Annotated in this window: 17 protein-coding genes, 1 tRNA gene, 1 pseudogene and 1 riboswitch; of the genes and pseudogenes, 11 read left to right on the top strand and 8 right to left on the bottom strand. The window is 42.0% G+C overall.

Going from position 1 to position 17785, the window contains the following annotated elements:
- Positions 1-70 precede the first annotated feature (70 nt).
- The 4 genes from pyk (at position 71) to QZ076_RS01595 (ending at position 3816) form a co-directional block, all read left to right on the top strand.
- The gene (gene pyk / locus QZ076_RS01610) at positions 71-1522 is read left to right on the top strand and encodes a pyruvate kinase (RefSeq protein ID WP_293709691.1); all 1452 of its coding nucleotides are present in this window, start codon (positions 71-73) and stop codon (positions 1520-1522) included.
- 83 nt (positions 1523-1605) lie between these two features.
- Entirely contained in the window at positions 1606-2232 is a 627-nt protein-coding gene (locus tag QZ076_RS01605; RefSeq protein WP_293709689.1) for an O-methyltransferase, read from the top strand.
- 12 nt (positions 2233-2244) lie between these two features.
- Complete coding sequence (rbfA, locus tag QZ076_RS01600) at positions 2245-2580, top strand: 30S ribosome-binding factor RbfA (protein WP_028726410.1); 336 nt, start codon at positions 2245-2247, stop codon at positions 2578-2580.
- 12 nt (positions 2581-2592) lie between these two features.
- Positions 2593-3816, top strand: coding sequence for an FtsX-like permease family protein (locus tag QZ076_RS01595; RefSeq protein WP_293709687.1), 1224 nt, complete (start codon positions 2593-2595; stop codon positions 3814-3816).
- On the opposite strand, the gene QZ076_RS01590 is transcribed toward QZ076_RS01595, so the two are convergent.
- Positions 3809-4891 (bottom strand): mannose-1-phosphate guanylyltransferase, encoded by a 1083-nt coding sequence (locus QZ076_RS01590; protein WP_293709685.1) that lies wholly within the window; start codon positions 4889-4891, stop codon positions 3809-3811. The genes QZ076_RS01595 and QZ076_RS01590 overlap by 8 nt on opposite strands.
- Before the next feature lie 175 nt (positions 4892-5066).
- Between QZ076_RS01590 and QZ076_RS01585 the strand changes: the two genes are divergently transcribed.
- Positions 5067-5150: transfer RNA gene (locus QZ076_RS01585), tRNA-Leu, on the top strand.
- Positions 5151-5222: 72 nt separating this feature from the next.
- On the opposite strand, the gene QZ076_RS01580 is transcribed toward QZ076_RS01585, so the two are convergent.
- The gene (locus tag QZ076_RS01580; protein WP_293709683.1) at positions 5223-7574 is read right to left on the bottom strand and encodes an FtsX-like permease family protein; all 2352 of its coding nucleotides are present in this window, start codon (positions 7572-7574) and stop codon (positions 5223-5225) included.
- Positions 7575-7937: 363 nt separating this feature from the next.
- On the opposite strand from QZ076_RS01580, the gene QZ076_RS01575 reads away from it, so the two are divergent.
- A complete protein-coding gene (locus tag QZ076_RS01575) occupies positions 7938-8765 on the top strand; it encodes a HAMP domain-containing sensor histidine kinase (protein ID WP_365324238.1) in 828 nt (275 codons plus the stop codon).
- Positions 8766-8807: 42 nt separating this feature from the next.
- Positions 8808-9617 carry an MBL fold metallo-hydrolase gene (locus QZ076_RS01570; RefSeq protein WP_293709679.1) on the top strand — a complete coding sequence of 270 codons (810 nt, stop codon included), beginning with the start codon at positions 8808-8810 and terminating at the stop codon, positions 9615-9617.
- A gap of 29 nt (positions 9618-9646) precedes the next feature.
- Here the strand turns inward: QZ076_RS01570 and QZ076_RS01565 are convergent, their stop codons facing one another.
- Complete coding sequence (locus QZ076_RS01565; RefSeq protein ID WP_293709677.1) at positions 9647-9988, bottom strand: hypothetical protein; 342 nt, start codon at positions 9986-9988, stop codon at positions 9647-9649.
- Positions 9989-9992: 4 nt separating this feature from the next.
- Between QZ076_RS01565 and QZ076_RS01560 the strand changes: the two genes are divergently transcribed.
- Complete coding sequence (locus tag QZ076_RS01560) at positions 9993-10334, top strand: hypothetical protein (RefSeq protein WP_293709675.1); 342 nt, start codon at positions 9993-9995, stop codon at positions 10332-10334.
- A 10-nt stretch (positions 10335-10344) separates the two neighbouring features.
- Here QZ076_RS01560 and QZ076_RS01555 read toward each other — a convergent pair whose 3' ends face one another.
- The 3 genes from QZ076_RS01555 to QZ076_RS01545 are packed head-to-tail and all read right to left on the bottom strand — an operon-like array spanning position 10345 to position 12438.
- On the bottom strand, positions 10345-11154 hold the full coding sequence (locus QZ076_RS01555; protein ID WP_293709673.1) for an MBL fold metallo-hydrolase: 810 nt from the start codon (positions 11152-11154) through the stop codon (positions 10345-10347).
- A gap of 43 nt (positions 11155-11197) precedes the next feature.
- The gene (locus QZ076_RS01550) at positions 11198-12253 is read right to left on the bottom strand and encodes a winged helix DNA-binding domain-containing protein (RefSeq protein WP_293709671.1); all 1056 of its coding nucleotides are present in this window, start codon (positions 12251-12253) and stop codon (positions 11198-11200) included.
- Complete coding sequence (locus QZ076_RS01545) at positions 12253-12438, bottom strand: hypothetical protein (protein WP_293709669.1); 186 nt, start codon at positions 12436-12438, stop codon at positions 12253-12255. Before QZ076_RS01545 ends, QZ076_RS01550 begins: the two co-directional genes overlap by 1 nt.
- 96 nt (positions 12439-12534) lie before the next feature.
- Positions 12535-12665, top strand: a riboswitch (FMN riboswitch).
- Between the two features lie 119 nt (positions 12666-12784).
- Here QZ076_RS01545 and ribB point away from each other — a divergent pair.
- The 3 genes and pseudogenes from ribB (at position 12785) to QZ076_RS01530 (ending at position 15284) form a co-directional block, all read left to right on the top strand.
- On the top strand, positions 12785-13414 hold the full coding sequence (ribB, locus tag QZ076_RS01540; protein ID WP_293709667.1) for a 3,4-dihydroxy-2-butanone-4-phosphate synthase: 630 nt from the start codon (positions 12785-12787) through the stop codon (positions 13412-13414).
- A gap of 222 nt (positions 13415-13636) precedes the next feature.
- Positions 13637-13822: pseudogene (locus QZ076_RS01535) on the top strand (L-asparaginase 1); the annotation flags it as partial.
- A 28-nt stretch (positions 13823-13850) separates the two neighbouring features.
- Positions 13851-15284 (top strand): aspartate ammonia-lyase, encoded by a 1434-nt coding sequence (locus tag QZ076_RS01530; RefSeq protein WP_293709665.1) that lies wholly within the window; start codon positions 13851-13853, stop codon positions 15282-15284.
- A gap of 85 nt (positions 15285-15369) precedes the next feature.
- Here the strand turns inward: QZ076_RS01530 and QZ076_RS01525 are convergent, their stop codons facing one another.
- Positions 15370-16893, bottom strand: coding sequence for a BACON domain-containing carbohydrate-binding protein (locus QZ076_RS01525; protein WP_293709663.1), 1524 nt, complete (start codon positions 16891-16893; stop codon positions 15370-15372).
- 86 nt (positions 16894-16979) lie between these two features.
- Complete coding sequence (locus QZ076_RS01520) at positions 16980-17723, bottom strand: DUF5131 family protein (protein WP_293709661.1); 744 nt, start codon at positions 17721-17723, stop codon at positions 16980-16982.
- Between the last annotated feature and the right edge of the window lie 62 nt (positions 17724-17785).

Below are 17785 nucleotides of genomic sequence, written 5' to 3'. Positions count from 1 at the left end.
AACAATCGACTGTCACTTGCCAACTGTCAACTCTAAAAGAAATAATAGGTTATAATATTTATAAGGTTATATGTTAAAGCATACTAAGATTGTTGCTACGATTTCTGATCAGCGTTGTGATGTGGAATTTATCCGCTCGCTGTACAATGCAGGAATGAATGTTGTGCGCCTGAATACGGCCCACATGATGGAAGAAGGTTTGAACCGTGTTGTTACAAATGTCCGTTCCGTATCCGACCGCATCGGGATCCTGATGGATACGAAAGGCCCTGAAGTACGCACTACTATCTCACAGGAGCCAATATCTTTCACAACCGGCGACCATGTAAAGATCGTAGGCGACCCGAACGGTGAAACCTCACGTGATTGCATCTATGTATCATACAAGAATTTTGTCGGAGACCTGGAAGTTGGAAGTGATGTTCTGATCGACGATGGCGACCTGGAATTGAAAGTAATCGAGAAACATGACGACTACCTGGTCTGTGAAGTAGAAAACGATGCCGTATTGGGTAGCCGCAAAAGCGTAAACGTACCGGGTGTACGCATCAACTTGCCTTCACTGACAGAGAAAGATCGTAAAAACATCGTTTGGGCCATCGAAAACGATCTCGATTTCATCGCCCATTCTTTTGTAAGAAGCAAACAGGATGTACTGGATATCCAACATATCCTTGACGAACATAAAAGCCCGATCAAGATCATTGCCAAGATTGAAAACCAGGAAGGCGTAGACAACATCGACGAGATCCTGGAAGTGGCTTACGGTATCATGATTGCTCGGGGCGACCTGGGTATTGAAGTCCCTGCAGAAAAGATTCCGGGAATCCAACGCGTACTGATCCGCAAGTGTGTAGAAGTGAAGAAACCGGTAATCGTGGCGACCCAGATGCTTCACTCCATGATAAAGAATCCGCGTCCTACCCGTGCGGAGGTAACCGATATTGCCAATGCAATCTACTACCGTACGGACGCATTAATGTTGAGTGGCGAAACGGCATATGGAAAATACCCGCTCGAGGCCGTCCAGACAATGACAAAGGTTGCCCGTGAAGCCGAAAAGACAAAACTTGCAGCAAACGATATCCGCGTACCTATCGAAGGTAATGACCTGGACGTGACTTCATACCTGGCAAAACAGGCCGTAAAGTCGTCCAACAAATTGCATGTGAAAGCGATTATCACTGACAGTTATACCGGACGTACCGCCCGTTATCTGGCTGCTTTCCGTGGCACATCTACGGTATTCGCCATCTGCTATAACCAGCGTGTAACACGCATGCTTTCCCTGTCGTACGGTGTATGGGCTGTATACCAGCCGTGGGATGACAGCCGTCGTAACTACTTTTACAGTGCACTGAACGAACTGATCAAAAGCGGACGTATCACACGCAACGACATGGTTGCCTATCTGAGCGGAAGCTTCGGTGAAGGTGGAGGAACAACGTTCCTCGAAATCAACAATGTTGGCAAAGTGTTGGATTCAGGAAACAATTATTCTCTCCCGACCTTTAAAGAATAATTAAAATAAAACCGAAAGTTCGCTTTTGCCTTTGTGTAAGAGCGAACTTTTGTATATTTGACGTATAAACATTCTTTATTTAAATGACATTAGACGAATACATTCTCTCTCACAGCGACGAAGAAGGAGACTTGCTATCCATATTGAACCGGGATGCCAACGTAAACCTACTGCGTCCTCGTATGCTGTCCGGGCATTTGCAGGGACGTATACTGAAAATGTTTTGTCGCATGCTACGTCCAAAGCGTGTACTGGAAATCGGAACTTACACCGGTTACGCCACACTTTGTCTAGCTGAAGGGACTGATGAAGATGCACTTATCCACACCCTTGAGATAAATGATGAAATGGAGGATTTTATCATGAAGTATCTTTCCCGCTCCCCTTATAAAGAAAAAATAAAACTGCATTTCGGAGATGCGATGGAGATCATCCCTCAACTTGGCGAAGTATTCGACCTCGTGTTTATCGATGCAGACAAACGATTATATTCAGAATACTTCGATCTGGTATTTCCGAAAGTCCGCCCCGGCGGCTTGATCCTGGCAGATAATACGCTTTGGGATGGTAAAGTCTTGGAAAAACCTCACCCGGCAGATAAACAAACCATCGGTATTCTTAGTTTTAATGATAAAATAAAAGCAGACCCACGGGTGGAGAAAGTGATCCTTCCACTTCGCGACGGCCTGACAATGATTTGGAAAAAATAAAATTATAGCGATATGGAAAGTACAAGACTGAATAAGATTGGTCGTCTGATCCAGAAAGAATTAGGCGATATTTTCCAGAAACAGACCCAGGGAATGCCGGGTATACTGATTTCTGTAAGTGCAGTGCGCGTTAGCCCCGACCTAGGTGTAGCCAAAGCATACTTAAGTATCTTCCCTTCCGAAAAAGGTGAAGAATTACTGGAGTCCATCCGTGCCAATACCAAAGCAATCCGTTTCGACCTAGGTAAGCGTATCGGTAAACAGGTACGTATCATTCCGGAACTGAGCTTCTTTATCGACGACTCACTGGATTATATCGAGAACATTGATAAATTGCTTCAAAAATAAGAGAGCAGAACTTTGAATCTTCCGTTTTATATAGCCCGGCGGTACCTCTTTTCGAAGAAATCCCACAATGCGATCAATATCATATCAATGATATGTGTTTGCGGAGTGGTGGTTGCTACCATTGCATTGGTTTGTGCATTGTCGGTCTATAACGGATTCAATGATCTGGTTGCAGGTATGTTCAGCAGTTTCGATCCTGAACTAAAGATCACCCCCCGGACCGGAAAGGTATTCGATCCAACAACATCCGAAATACAGAAAGTAAGAGAGTTAAAGGATATAGCCTTTTTCAGTGAGACACTGCAGGACAATGCCCTGATTCGCTATCACGACCGTCAGGATGTAGCTATCATAAAAGGAGTGGACGATGTATACCAGCATCTAACCTTAATGGACAGCGTACTGATAGACGGTAAATTCATGTTGAAAGATGAGGTGGCAGATTATGCGGTATTAGGAGTTGGTCTGGCATCGAAACTCGGGGCAAGACCCGGATTTGCTGCACCGTTGGAACTGTATGTTCCCAAACGGGATGAGAAAGTTAACCCATCAAATCCGGCATCTTCTTTCAATACTGGATATTCCTATATCAATGGTGTATTCATGATCAATCAGCAAGTCTACGACGAAGGATATATGCTCGTTCCTCTCTCTCTTGCTCGCGAACTGTTTCATTATGATAAAGAAGTCAGTGCCATAGAACTGAAATTAGTCGAAAAAGCAGATATCTCTTCCGTAAAAAAACAGATTAAAACTATTTTAGGAGATAACTTTATTGTTCGGGACCGCTTCGAGCAGCAGGAAGCGTCTTTCAAGATGATGCAGATTGAGAAATGGATGACTTTCCTGATCCTTTGTTTTATTTTGGCAATCGCCTTATTCAATGTGGTAGGTTCGCTATCGATGCTGATGATCGAAAAGCAGGACGACGTCCACACACTTCGCAATATGGGAGCAAGCGACAGTCTTATCCGACGCATATTCCTTTTTGAAGGCTGGATGATCTCCGGATTTGGAGCGTTAATAGGGATTGTGATAGGCTTGGCTCTTTGCCTTCTACAGCAATCGTTCGGCTTGATTAAACTGGGACAAACCGCAGGTGCCTTTATTATTGATGCTTACCCGGTACGTGTAATATTCACCGATATCCTGATAGCGTTTATAACGGTAGCGGCCATTGGATTCATGGCCGCCTGGTATCCCGTACATTATCTGGGGAAGAAATGGTTTAGTTAAATTCCGCCCCGTATTTTATCTGTGCATCGGCAACAAACTGTTTGATGCGTTGTTCATCGTCCTTCTTGCAAATAAGGAGTACATTTCCCGATTCAGCGACAATACAATCATCCAACCCTTGTACGACAGTCAGCCTTTTAGGATTTCCTACCGCAATGACATTTCCCGAACTTTCATACAATAATGCATTGCTGTTTTTTAACACAGCATTATTATTCTCATCTTTCGGAGCCAGATCGAATAATGAGCCCCATGTTCCCAGGTCGGCCCAACCGAAATCTGCACACAGCATATATACATTATCTGCTTTCTCCATAATACCGTAATCGATAGAGATCTTCAGGCAATAAGGGAAGTTTTCACGTATAAACTCATGCTCATGTTCTGTATTGAATTTATCTTTACCCAAGTCAAAACGCAAGGCGATATCCGGCAGATATTTACTGAACGCATCCAAAATGGCATCCACATTCCAAAGAAACAATCCGGAGTTCCAGAAAAATTCACCACTCTCATAAAAGACCTTTGCCAATTCCAGATTCGGTTTTTCCGTAAAAGTCTTCACTTTGGTAAATTCACCCAACATAGAGTCACTGCTTTGAATATAACCGTAACCGGTTTCCGGACGGCTGGGTTTGATGCCTAACGTCACCAATGCCTTATTCTCTTTCACAAAATCCAATCCACGCTGAACGTCTTCCAGGAATACATCTTCTTTCAGTATCAGATGATCCGAAGGAGCAACAACAATATTGGCATTCGGATTACAGGCTTTGATATGATAAGCTGCGTATGCAATACAAGGGGCTGTATTCCTACGTGCAGGCTCCAGCAGGATCTGGTTTTCTTTTAATTCCGGTAATTGTTCTTTGATCAGATCAGCGTAAGCCTCATTCGTTACAATAAAAATATTCTCTGTTGGAATGATTTTGGAAAAGCGATCAAAAGTCATCTGTAGCAGAGAGCGTCCGGTTCCGAAAAAATCCAGAAATTGTTTTGGATAACTCTCTCTGCTAAAAGGCCAGAAGCGACTACCAATCCCCCCTCCCATGATAACGCAATAATTATCTTTCATGATACACAGGTTGTTTTATATTATACTCTTACAAAGTTAACGAAATAATCCGGTATTTAGTCTCCCGATATAGTATTATTAGCCTTTCGTAATATATTATTTGAAAAAAAAGCGCCGAAAGCTTGCGCAAATAAAAAATATGCGTACCTTTGCAACGCATTAGAAAAAAACAAATGCCCAGATGGCGGAATTGGTAGACGCGCTGGTCTCAAACACCAGTGGATTCACTTCCATGCCGGTTCGATCCCGGCTCTGGGTACTGAAACGGAGAAGTTAGAAATAACCTCTCCGTTTTTTATTTTTATCCTATTTCATACTCCATAGAAATACTTTACTCATCCCTTAAAGCCTTTACCGGATTCCCAGATGCTGCTCTGAAACTATGCCAGCTTACGGTAAGCAATGTGATACCTACCACAATAAATAACGACAAAATATAAGTCCAGATGCTGAAGCCAGCGCGATAAACAATATTTTCCATCCATTTACTAATCATCCACCAGGTAACAGGAACAGCAATGACAAATGCTATTCCGATCCATATAATAAACTGGGTATTAAGTAGCTTCATAATCTGCCATGTAGTCGAACCATTTACTTTTCGGATTCCGATCTCCTTTGTACGTTGCTCAATAGCATACAATGCTATACCAAAAAGGCCAAAACAGGTTAGCAGGATACTGATAACAGAATACATCATTAGCAAATCAGACAACTCAAAAAGTTTTTTATTATTACCCAATACTTTATTATACAGACTCTCATGTTCCAAATATTGTCCGGGATTAAGTTTATTCCATTCCCCATAGATTTGTTTGATAGCTGAAGTATTGTCGGGATAGATACGGACATGAAGTTTAACCCCATCTTTGGTATAACTGATGATCCCTTTATCAATAGGTGTTTCAAGACTATTGGATATATTCAGTTTAAAATAATCTTCAACCACTCCTGCAATCACGTAATCGTCACCGAAAGGAGGACGATCTTTCAACCTGGGTTCATATTCTTTTATAAGACCGCCAATAGGAATCTCTGCATTAGGGAACAAGCTTTGAGCCCAGGTTTGGTTCAGATAGACCGGATGTGGATATCGTTTTATAGCCTCTTTCCAGGGTAACCCTTGTAACAGTTTATACCCCATAACCTCTATCATTTCTTCTCCTCCATCTTCAGAAGTATAAGATTCATAGCTTCCATCCGGTGCGAACTCACTGATAGGCCATTCATACGTCTCATTGCTCAATGTCTCAGCCTGTACGCCTGGAATAAGGGAAATATTTTCTTTTAACCGTAACATGGAGGTTTTATTGTCACCCACCGAGAAAGTATAAATATCTTTATAGTTTTCAGCTTTACCATATAAAAGCGATATCTGTTGCCGTACGGAAAAGTTTCCGATTATCAGAATGAATGAGATAGTGAACTGGGCAACGGCCAGCGAAGTGATAATGCGTCGTCTTGCTTTTCCCCGGTAAAAGTTGTTATACGTAAAAATCGACATTTCCGGCAAACGCCTGCTCATATACAGAGCAGGAATACATGCCAGCAGGAAAATAAATCCGAACGTAATCGGCAACATCTGGTTACTGTACAGAAAGTTAACCGGAACCTGGATAGACATGATGCGATTCATTAATCCCAGCAGATCGAATTGTATCAATTGTGCAATCAGGAAACCGAAACCTACGGTCATAAATGTATCGGCGAACAATTGCATACTTAATTGTCCGCTTCCAGCTCCCATCAGCTTTTGCACATGCATGGAATATAATTGTTTAAAGACACGAGAAAAGCTCAGGTTTATATAATTAAAGCAGGCAATGGCCAATATCAGAATAGCTGAAAAAAAAGCGATGAACAGCAAAGTCGCATTAGGCTTCTTCAGAGAGGATGGGATTGAAACCGTATCAAAACAAGCCTGTCGGATAGTAAGGAATTCATTCTTAAAATCTCTACCATCGTTTCTTTGAAGAATCAGGTTCTCTGTTTTAGCCTGCAGATCAGACACAGAGACATTATTTTTAAGCAGAAAAAAGTTTAACGCCGGAGAAGGGTCATCAAAAAATAAAACATCAAATCCAAAGGCTGACTGGCTATTATCTTTTACAACTGCGGAAACAGTAAAAGTTAACAGGCCTTTTTCATCACCGAAATCACTTGGTCCGAATAAGATCTGAACTGATTCTCCTATCGGATCATTTTCGCCGAATAAACGTTTAGAAGAAGATTCTGTCAGGACTATCCGATCCGGACCAAGCAGGGCATCGTTAAAACTCCCTCTTACTATTTCCTGAGGAAAAAACGAAAGAAAAGTACTGTCAGACTCTATTACTTTGATATCTTTGAAGAAGTTCTCCCCTACCTTACAATAACTAACCATAAAATAAGGATGAACGCGGCATCCCTTATCCAATTCCGGAACATGTTCAAGCAATTGAGAAGTAATATCCCGTGATACCATATTAAAAGCAGTCATTCCTGCCCCCGAAATGGTCTGCTTAACCACTACCATCCTATCCTTATTCGGATTATCCGGTTCTATATTGTACTCATGAATAACGAAAGCTGCCAATAAATTGGTACAAGCAATACCGACCGCCAGACTGAGGACAGAGATAATGGTAAATGTTTTATTACGCCACCAGCTTCGAAAAATGATTTTAAATGAAATGTTCTTCATGATGTTTTATTTTTTTTCAAAGCTAATCTGTCTTCATTTTCTTGCCTACAAAAATAATGAACCTTTACAGCAACAAGGTGTAAATCGTCTAAATTTTAGACATTCTCGTAAATCGACCATCAACAAATAGTAGGTTCAGGCAAAACCTGATTCTTTTATATTTATCGTTCTGATTTATATTGTACCTTTGTAATAAAGGATATGCTGAATCGCAGATTACACCGGATCATTGTTGGCGGGATAACAGGAATTGTGTTATCCTCAGTTATAGGTGCGTGGCTTTTGATCAGCCAAACTTCCCTTTTCTTTGCTTTTATTTGTGTCTGCATAATCATAGCGCTGGCTATTATGTTGGTGAGGAAAATGGAGAAAACAAATCGTCAGCTGGAGAGTTTTTTCAGTGCGATCAATAACAACGATTTCAACGCTCATTTCGTGGAAAAGAAGGATGACAAATTCCTGAACGGACTGTTTCGTGAAATGAACCGGATTATAGCACAATTCGAAAATAACCATACCGAACTGGAAGAACGACGGTTTTATTACGAAAGTATTATCCGGGTATTGACACATGAGATCAGAAATTCTATTACCCCCATAGCTTCTTTATCAGCCGACCTGATCAAATATAGCGATGAATATGGAAAAGGCGGAATGATCGACGGACTACAAACTATTAACCAGCAGGTACAGCAACTGAATACTTTCTTGAATGCATATCACCGGTTAACACATCTACCCGATCCGGTTAAGACAAAAGTTGAGATATATGCTTTATTCGACAAGCTTGACCGGTTGCTGAATTCGGAACAGGGTAGTGAGAACATCCGTTATATTTCACCGAAAAATATGGAAATCCTACTTGATCCTAATTTAATCACCCTGGCATTGATCAATCTTATCCGTAACTCCCTACAGGCTACTGCACATAACCCAGAGCCACAGATCCAGGTAGAAGCGGGAAGAAACGCAACATCTTTATTCATACAAGTAACCGATAACGGTGAAGGCATTCCGGAAAACCGGTTGGAAGATGTATTCATTCCCTTTTACTCTACCAAGAAGGAAGGAAGTGGTATAGGACTCCCACTATCCCGCCGTATTATGCAACTTCACGGTGGGGAACTTAATGTAAACTCGGTTCCGCGTGAAAAAACGGTATTCCGCATGACGTTTCCTGAGCATTTATAGATATAGTTATATCTTTGTACATTCTAACGGAAAGATATATTTATGCAGAATACAGAACTGATCATACTGGGAACAGGCAATGCTACTGTTACCCGATGCTATAATACCTGCTTTGCACTGAAACGGGATAATGAAATTTTATTGGTAGATGCCGGTGGAGGAAATGGCATTCTCTCTCAGCTAGAAAAGGCAAAGATTCCTCTCTCGGCTATCCATGAGATATTTGTCACCCATGCTCATACTGATCATATCTTGGGCGTAATCTGGATGATCCGCATGATTGCCCAGCAAATGAACAAAGGAGAATACAATGGGATACTAAAGGTATACGGACATGACAAAGTAATGGAAGTCCTGACAACGATCTGCCAATTGACGTTGCCCAAAAAGGTTCTCGCACATATCAATAAAGACATTCTATTATGCGAAGTTCATCATGCCGATACTTTCCCTTCTATCGGTATGAACTTTCAATGTTTCGATATAGGTTCTACTAAAGAGAAACAATATGGATTCCGTACTATATTACCCGATGGTAAAAGCTTTGTCTGTCTAGGAGATGAACCATACAACGAAGCAAACCGTCCCTTTATAGAAGGAGCAGACTGGATGCTTTCCGAAGCTTTTTGCCTATACGAAGATAAAGAAAGGTTCAAACCTTACGAAAAGCACCACAGTACCGCATTAGATGCCGGCAAACTGGCTCAACAACTGGGAATCAAAAATTTACTGCTATACCATACGGAGGATAAGACTATTTCCACACGCCGGGAGAAATACACAATCGAAGCTAGGCTACATTTCTCCGGAAATGTTTTCGTACCGGATGATTTAGAGATAATTACATTATAGGTTGTTTATAGTCAGAGTATCTGCATAACTTACTTCCAGCTTGATACCCTTTGGTAATTCTCGTCCGGTACATACATATTATGTGGTTGAGTAAATAATATTCTTTTCCCAGTGAAAGACAAAAGGTTTTTCGGATGATCGTCAATCATGATATCCCCTTTTATACTATCCTTACGACCACAAAAAATCATCTGCTTCCAGGTTATAAATGGATAATGCTCATTCAACCATTCCTGCTTCTCATGTAAACTTGCGGGAAATTCCGTTGCAGAAGATACAATCAATACATTATATTTATCACTCAAATACTCCAATCCCTCTATACTGTTTGCTATTACAGGAGCCCTTCGAAAAAAGCCGGAACTCCTCACATGTTTGTCAAATGGAGGAAAAGTATTTCCTTCTTCCCAGGTCACAGTCGGCGTATCTGTATTTCAGACCTTACAGACCATACGCCCTAACTGGTTAGTTTTAGGCATCAGCGATGTACACCCTCAGCAGGGATTAACAGATCCGGACAGGGAAGAGGCGATGATGAAGCGACTGATGATAGAGCGTGCCCAGAAAAGGATCATATTAGCTGACGGTTACAAACTAAATACAGCAGAAGCATATAGTGTTGCATCCTTGGGAGATATAGATTACCTGGTAACAGAAGACAGCAAAATCGATTATATCAAACAACACTGGCCCAAGGGAGATTATATCGTTTTATGAAAGGTTTAGTTTATATTTCGATACATAAACCGACACCAACTTCATGTATCGATATGCTTTTATGTATTTCGGCTTTGGCAACAAAAGAAACACAATGACAGGGATATAGCTCTTTAATTTGATTCTTTTGGAAATAATCGACCGTCCCTCTTAATTGATCAGAAACTTCAAACAGATGAAAACCTCCTATCACCCCCACTATCCGGTCGTCCCCACATACCCGTTTAGCATATTCAATAATATTACATATTCCACTATGAGAACATCCCGTAATAATGAATAGACCATCCTCCTTTTTATAAACCAGAGCGGTATCATCCGCTACAAAGTCTTCACATTCCGTTCCGGCATCTTTCAATACGCCAAAAGACTTTCGCTGTTCAAAATCATTCAATGAAGGTATCTCACCAAGAAAAGTAAGATGTCCACTTAGCCGGACGGGTGTTTTCGACAAGGTCAATTCATATTTATCTTTCAAACTGGCCTCCGACAAAGGTGAACCAATCGATATATCTCCGGCCACCCGTTCTTTAAAAGTATCCGGATGTGCGACGATCCTGATCCTACCAGAAGAATTCCGGTAAGGAAAATACTGAAGCCCCCTGGTATGATCATTATGACCATGGGAAAATGCAATGGTGGAAACCTGCGAAAGATCAATACCCAATGCGTCCGCATTACGGATATACACATCCGAATAGCCGGCATCCAGCAGGATTTTCGTTTCACCATCTTCTATATAATAGCAAACAGCAGGTTCTCCGAGGTAATATTGATCAATAAATGTGTTATTGTCTACTAAAACTGTTAGCTTCATCATCGCCCGATTATTCGTTACTACTTTATTTTCAATCTTTCTATATTCAAAATACAAAACGTTTATATCTGTCGGCTGCCTTTTCAATCTGCTCATTATCCGGTTTCCGGCATTCTTCGAAGAAAGAAGTTTCAATGGAGATCTCCCCTCTCTTTACCATCTTTTTCCAGTTTCCGACAATTCTTCCATTGTGCAAGATAACCGGATAAAATATACCAAAGTTATTAAAAGCTTTAGGATGATGCTCTTTATCCATTGCTGCTGTACGATCCTTATAGCTGATCAGATATTCATCATAAGGCGGTAAGAAATGTAACACGTCACAGCTTCTCATCCTTTTTTTCCACTGTTGATGAACAAAAAAGGTTTGAGAAGAGAATTTATCCTCAACCAATTCCGAGTCGATCAATGCCACAGCCTGGCGGGCTTCAGTGAGCGACAATCCGGACCACCACACAAAATCATCCAGAGTAGCAGGCGAATGGCTTCTGAAATATTTTCTGGCTAATAAAGCCAGCGCTTCCTCCCGCGGTAACTCTTTTGCCATAGGTGCCCGTTCTTCCAATAATGCATGGGTAAATTTACCCTCTTTGTCATTACCACTACAAATAATCCCTTCCTGCTCGGCCCTCGTTATCAGATAGCCCACTGCGGCAGGATCGGGAATAATACCGGCCTTTACCATTTCATCTCCCAATTCCTGTTTAGTAAGATGGTTATTTCCTTCCAGTATCTTGCAGAAATGGTCATTAGCCTTTGTATACAGACTTTCCGGTATGTCTATTCCATTACTTCTAGCAAATGAGTTACATGCAGTTATAATCCGTTGCGACGACAGTTTCAACATCCATCGGATATCCTCAGAAGTCACAAAATGCCATGTCGGACGCATCACATGAGTACGAAGGATGTCCCCTCGCCAGATAGCCTCGTCTACTGTCCGGATCGTAGCAGATTTCAACCTGGTCCCAAGCGCCCATTTCGCTCTCGGATAATCCTGTGCCTGCATGCCTCCCATCCACGACACAAGATCCCTCGGGTCTTTGAACTCAGGTTTCAACAACTGCTGACTTCGCAAACGGATATCAGTAATCATATTCATCAAAGGTATTTCTTGAAACTATATTTATCACGTAAAGACTGCTGCTCTTCGAGACTTAATGAAGTGAAATAGGCTTTCCAGCCCGGGCAAAAATTAATATGCCAACGCCAGAATTTCCCTACCAGTGATTGGGGAGCCCGGTCATATTTCGCCCGCAAAGGGCATTTTACACATTGGTGTTTCATAAATTTGATTTTACGGATATGTACAAATGTAGTAAAAAACCTTATTTAGTCAGTTCTTTTCCATTTGTTTTACTAATTCTTCCTATTTTTGTGACCAGTATTCTTCGGGGCAGGGTGAGATTCCCTACCGGCGGTGACAGTCCGCGACTCCTCTGGATATATTACAGGGGACTGATCTGGTGAAATTCCGGAACCGACAGTTAAAGTCTGGATGAGAGAAGAAGACAATATGACTTATATGACATTTCTACCAACATATCTATATATGTAGTAGAAGTGTTGCATATACTCCCCTTTGCCCTGTTGTATACTTTACTTTATATAAAACTAATAACAGGGTTTGAAAATGAAAACAATTAAAGATTTCGGAGTTGACTACAAGGAACGCGTAGAAAAAGCAATCAGTTATTTACAGGCAGGAAAAGGCATTTTACTTGTCGATGATGAGAACAGGGAAAATGAAGGTGATATTATTTACTCCGCAGAAAAGATGACGGTTAAAGATATGACCCTGATGATTCGTGAATGCAGTGGGATCGTCTGCCTTTGCCTTACCCCCGAGAAATGCCGGTCACTCGGTCTGCCTCAGATGGTAGAAGAAAACTCCAGTAAAAACCAGACAGCCTTCACGATCTCAATAGAAGCCAAAGAAGGTGTCACCACCGGTGTTTCGGCAGTCGACAGAATACAGACAATAAAAACAGCAATCGCCCGGGAAGCAAAACCAGAAGACTTATCCCATCCGGGCCATGTATTTCCCTTACAAGCAAGAGAAAAAGGAGTCCTGGAAAGAAGAGGGCATACAGAAGGAAGTGTAGATCTCGTAAAACTTGCCGGACTGGGAGATACAGCCGTTCTTTGTGAACTGACAAACGAAGACGGAACAATGGCTCGCCTTCCTGAAATTATCCGTTTCGCCACACAACATGATATGACCGTTGTCTCTGTTGACGATATTTGCAAATACAGAAAATAGAAATATCATTTTAACACAAACAAAAAGAATACTCCCCGCATACAATAAAAAGATTGACATATTTTAAATACATCAAAACATTTTTTGATTTCAAAATGACATTTGATATCTTTGCTGCGTAAACAAAAGACGACAGCATCGAACATGAATATACGCAAAGAAGATAAACCGTCCATTCTGCTAATATATACAGGAGGAACCATTGGGATGATCAAAAATCCCGAAACAGGATATAAACTTTTGGAAGCCGGTGTAGTAAGCGGGTTCGACGGTACGACAGAATGCGCCGTAACCAAACTTATGTTTCTCTTCGGACAAGGACTGACACCCGAAGAAGTAAAGGATCATATACATTGTTCGCTGATCGGCGAAGTAACCGTCCCGGAAAATTTCTATACAGGCAATTAATATAAACATTATAAAACAACGTATTAATATGAATACTGAATTTACAGGAAAAACCCGCACTGAGAGTGATCTGATCGGTGCCCGGGAAATACCGGCCGAAGCATTATACGGCGTACAGACACTCAGAGGGATCGAGAATTTCTCCATCAGCAAATTTCACCTCAACGAATATCCGTTATTTATCAACGGACTAGCGATCACTAAATTGGCAGCAGCCGAAGCCAACTACGCTCTGGAACTGCTGACAAACGAACAATACCGCGCCATCACACAGGCTTGCCGCGAAATATTGGACGGACAGCACCACGAACAATTCCCGGTCGACATGATCCAGGGAGGTGCCGGTACGACCACCAACATGAACGCCAACGAAGTCATAGCCAACCGTGCCCTTGAAATCATGGGACATCAGCGGGGAGAATACACCTACTGCTCACCCAACGATCATGTGAACCGTTCGCAATCGACCAACGATGCCTATCCGACAGCCATCCACCTGGGTATGTATGCCACACATCTCCGGTTGCTCCCTTATCTGGAAGCATTGATTGCTTCTTTCCGCAAAAAAGGAGAAGAATTTGCCCATATCATCAAAATGGGACGTACTCAACTGGAAGATGCTGTTCCAATGACCCTAGGACAAACATTCAACGGCTTTGCCAGTATCCTGCAGGATGAAATTGCACACCTGAATCATGCAGCGAATGATTTCTTGACTGTCAATATGGGAGCAACAGCTATCGGTACAGGCATTTGCGCAGAACCGGGATATGCAGAAAAATGCATCGAAGCCCTGCGTGAAATTACCGGATGGGATATCAAACTATCTGCCGATCTGGTTGGTGCAACCTCCGACACATCCTGCCTGGTTGGTTATGCCGCAGCCATGAAGCGGGTAGCCGTCAAAATAAATAAGATATGCAACGACCTTCGTCTGTTGGCAAGCGGCCCGCGCTGTGGATTAGGCGAGTTCAATCTGCCAGCTATGCAACCTGGTTCTTCCATTATGCCGGGAAAAGTAAATCCGGTCATCCCGGAAGTGATGAACCAGATCGCCTATAAGGTGATCGGCAACGAGCTTTGTGTGACAATAGCCGGTGAAGCTGCCCAAATGGAACTGAATGCAATGGAGCCGGTTATGGCACAATGCTGCTTCGAGTCTGCCGAATTGCTTATGAACGGCTTTGAAACACTGCGTACCCTTTGTGTAGAAGGAATAGTTGCCAATGCCGAACATTGCATCGAAGAAGTACATCACAGTATTGGAGTGGTGACTGCCTTAAACCCGGTTATCGGTTATAAAAATTCCACGAAAATAGCCAAAGAGGCGCTGGAGACAGGTAAAAGCGTATATCAACTGGTATTGGATCATAGCATACTGACAAAGGAACAACTGGATACGATCTTAAGTCCGGAGAACATGATCCATCCTGTGAAACTGGACATTCATCCTGCCAAATAAACAATCGTATCGATTTACTATAATCTAAAAAGAGGTGTATCAGGATATATCCAGGTACATCTCTTTTTATTAATTACGATCTTTCTTATTCTCCCGTCCTATAAGTGAACGAGAGAGTTTCCGGCGAATTATCCATATAATCGGCCAACCAGAATTCAACAGGATAAATACCGTCTACTCCCAGTAAAGTAGCTTCTTTATATGCATTCACGACTTCCATACCACCTTTCTCTACTTGTACATTCTTATCTTTGTCGAAATAAACATAGTAAACGTCTACTGCCGAAAGAAGCTCAGACTCTTCCTGCGATAACGATTTATTTTCAATCAAGCGATTCACAGCAGCTTTAACCTCTCGTGAATCCGTATCCGACTCAACAATCAACAAACCGACCCTACCATAAGTGATAGACGAAACATACGACACACCTTTTTCCAGGTCCGCCTCTTTCAGTTCTTCCTGTATCAGCTTTTCAGGAATATTTATATCTAAACTAAAGAATGTCCGTTTGAAAGAATAAATCAAGCCGTATTTTCTGGCCATCTCTTTTTCCGTATAAGGAAAACCCGACACAAGTTCATCCAGCTTCACACCCAGATTAATCATTCCGATCACTTGTAATTGTTTATGGGTATAAAACTCGAACGCTCCTTTATCTTCAATAAAAGATCCTTTTCGATCTGGCATTTGTTCAGCGATCTGTCGGGCAAAATCATCCTGATCCGATCGTGAAGGAAGATAGGTTTTTACAACTTCAGAAACAGCTGCCGAGGTTGAAATTGTAATTGGATTGTATGTATATCCGGTAAAACCGGGAATATTCGTATTAGACTGGGTAGTTGGACAAACGAGGTTACCCAGATAGATTTCATTCCGGACAGACGGATTTATGAACAGACTATTGGCCCATACAAGGCACCTGCTCAGTTCGGAGCTGTATTCCATCCGCTTAAAATGAAATATAGGCAAGCCCGGCATTATGGCTATATCAAAAAGGCCGGATTGGCGGATATCCAATGCCTTATCTTCGGACTCACCGCGAAATACAATTATCGACTGCCTTCCCTCCGGATTACGGTTTTCCGCAATGGAAATCGTTATCTCGGCCGATTCATCACCCGAGGAAGGTGTTACAGTAACCCAATTAGGAGCAAAAAACAATTTCCACGGCCTGTTAGTCGTTAGTTTTACCTTTTGAGTTCCGGTAAAGCATCCTACATCCAGCCCGTTTTTATCCAGTTTAATAAAAGGAGCCATCTCATCCAGTCCCAATTGTTCGATATCCAATGTTTCGCTCGCCTTTCCCCGGATAAACAACAAAGATGCAGTTCTACGGGCAGGTTCTTTGTTTTCTTTTACCTCCACAGTCATGGTCTCCGAATAGTCACCGGATGTACTACTCAAAGAAATCCATTCGGGAACATCCTGAACCTTCCAGGGGCCGTTGGCCATTAGATTTACATAATCAGTTCCTCCCTCCTGATTTATACTGATAGAACTTTTATCCAGTTCAAGAGTATCTTTCTCCCTTTCAAGACCGCTGCAGGAAATCAGCAATGTCGTCAGAAAAAGGGGAAGTATTGAAAATAGCAGAAATTTGTTTCTCATTGTTTAAAGAATTAATATATCAGATAGATAAACCGACGGCAAGTTATATAAATATTATGAATAATACATCTGGTTCAAATTTGGAACTATTTGAAATTTATATCAGCCTTACGGGCCTGCGAATGCTGGAACTGCCGCTTAATCGCATATAATACACCATCTTTGATAAATTTCGCACCGGTCTGTTTGAACCAGAAAGAGACACCATTTTCCACACAGACGTCGTGCAAGGCCATTACCCAATCAAAATCACATGGACGGGCTTCAATGCCGGACTCGCCACCCACAACCACCTGCTCAACCCATCCGCCGATATGATAAGGATGTAGATCTATCGCTCCCAGTAAAGGCTCACAAATAATGATTTTATGTTTGATCGGAGCCGCTTTATAAATAGGCAGGCGGTAATCGGCACATTCCTGGTTCTCGATCGTGCAACAGATTGTGACGTTGGCATATCCTTCTCCCCAATCGTCTGGCATACAGGCAGAAAAACGGTCGATACGCTTGGTAATCATCATAAATTCGAGATCACTTCGTTCCCGTATCATCCTCCATGCTTCAGCGCGCCAACCATCGGCATCCTCGACAAAAAAATCGGAGGTGAAACAGGTGTATACATACGTTCCCGAAGGAATCTTGTATTCGCCGTTACGCTTTTTTTGTATGGGCAAATCGAAACTTTTCGTTTGCGTCACCACCGAACTGTCTATGTTTCTTTTGGCATCCCCCCGGTAAACATAGCAATGCTTACATCCTTGGCTTAACTTATGGCAGCCATGCCACAAGTTCCACATTTTCGATTTTTTTATTATAGCATTCGTCGGCATCCGAAAAAGTATTTGTACGCAAAGGTAACACAAAAGGACAGATACCGGCAAAAAGAAGCCGG

This window comes from uncultured Parabacteroides sp. (assembly GCF_905196875.1).
Lineage (GTDB): Bacteria > Bacteroidota > Bacteroidia > Bacteroidales > Tannerellaceae > Parabacteroides.
This window is presented reverse-complemented; position numbering and strand designations above follow the sequence as displayed.

What these genes read in the sequence shown, in the direction of transcription:
- rbfA (WP_028726410.1), top strand. Translation starts at nt 2,245, where the DNA reads ATGGAAAGTACAAGACTGAATAAGATTGGTCGTCTGATCCAGAAAGAA.
- pyk (WP_293709691.1), top strand. Translation starts at nt 71, where the DNA reads ATGTTAAAGCATACTAAGATTGTTGCTACGATTTCTGATCAGCGTTGT.
- ribB (WP_293709667.1), top strand. Translation starts at nt 12,785, where the DNA reads ATGAAAACAATTAAAGATTTCGGAGTTGACTACAAGGAACGCGTAGAA.
- QZ076_RS01520 (WP_293709661.1), bottom strand. Translation starts at nt 17,723, where the DNA reads ATGCCGACGAATGCTATAATAAAAAAATCGAAAATGTGGAACTTGTGG.
- QZ076_RS01570 (WP_293709679.1), top strand. Translation starts at nt 8,808, where the DNA reads ATGCAGAATACAGAACTGATCATACTGGGAACAGGCAATGCTACTGTT.
- QZ076_RS01550 (WP_293709671.1), bottom strand. Translation starts at nt 12,253, where the DNA reads ATGAATATGATTACTGATATCCGTTTGCGAAGTCAGCAGTTGTTGAAA.
- QZ076_RS01525 (WP_293709663.1), bottom strand. Translation starts at nt 16,893, where the DNA reads ATGAGAAACAAATTTCTGCTATTTTCAATACTTCCCCTTTTTCTGACG.
- QZ076_RS01605 (WP_293709689.1), top strand. Translation starts at nt 1,606, where the DNA reads ATGACATTAGACGAATACATTCTCTCTCACAGCGACGAAGAAGGAGAC.
- QZ076_RS01555 (WP_293709673.1), bottom strand. Translation starts at nt 11,154, where the DNA reads ATGATGAAGCTAACAGTTTTAGTAGACAATAACACATTTATTGATCAA.
- QZ076_RS01590 (WP_293709685.1), bottom strand. Translation starts at nt 4,891, where the DNA reads ATGAAAGATAATTATTGCGTTATCATGGGAGGGGGGATTGGTAGTCGC.
- QZ076_RS01545 (WP_293709669.1), bottom strand. Translation starts at nt 12,438, where the DNA reads ATGAAACACCAATGTGTAAAATGCCCTTTGCGGGCGAAATATGACCGG.
- QZ076_RS01575 (WP_365324238.1), top strand. Translation starts at nt 7,938, where the DNA reads ATGGAGAAAACAAATCGTCAGCTGGAGAGTTTTTTCAGTGCGATCAAT.
- QZ076_RS01530 (WP_293709665.1), top strand. Translation starts at nt 13,851, where the DNA reads ATGAATACTGAATTTACAGGAAAAACCCGCACTGAGAGTGATCTGATC.
- QZ076_RS01580 (WP_293709683.1), bottom strand. Translation starts at nt 7,574, where the DNA reads ATGAAGAACATTTCATTTAAAATCATTTTTCGAAGCTGGTGGCGTAAT.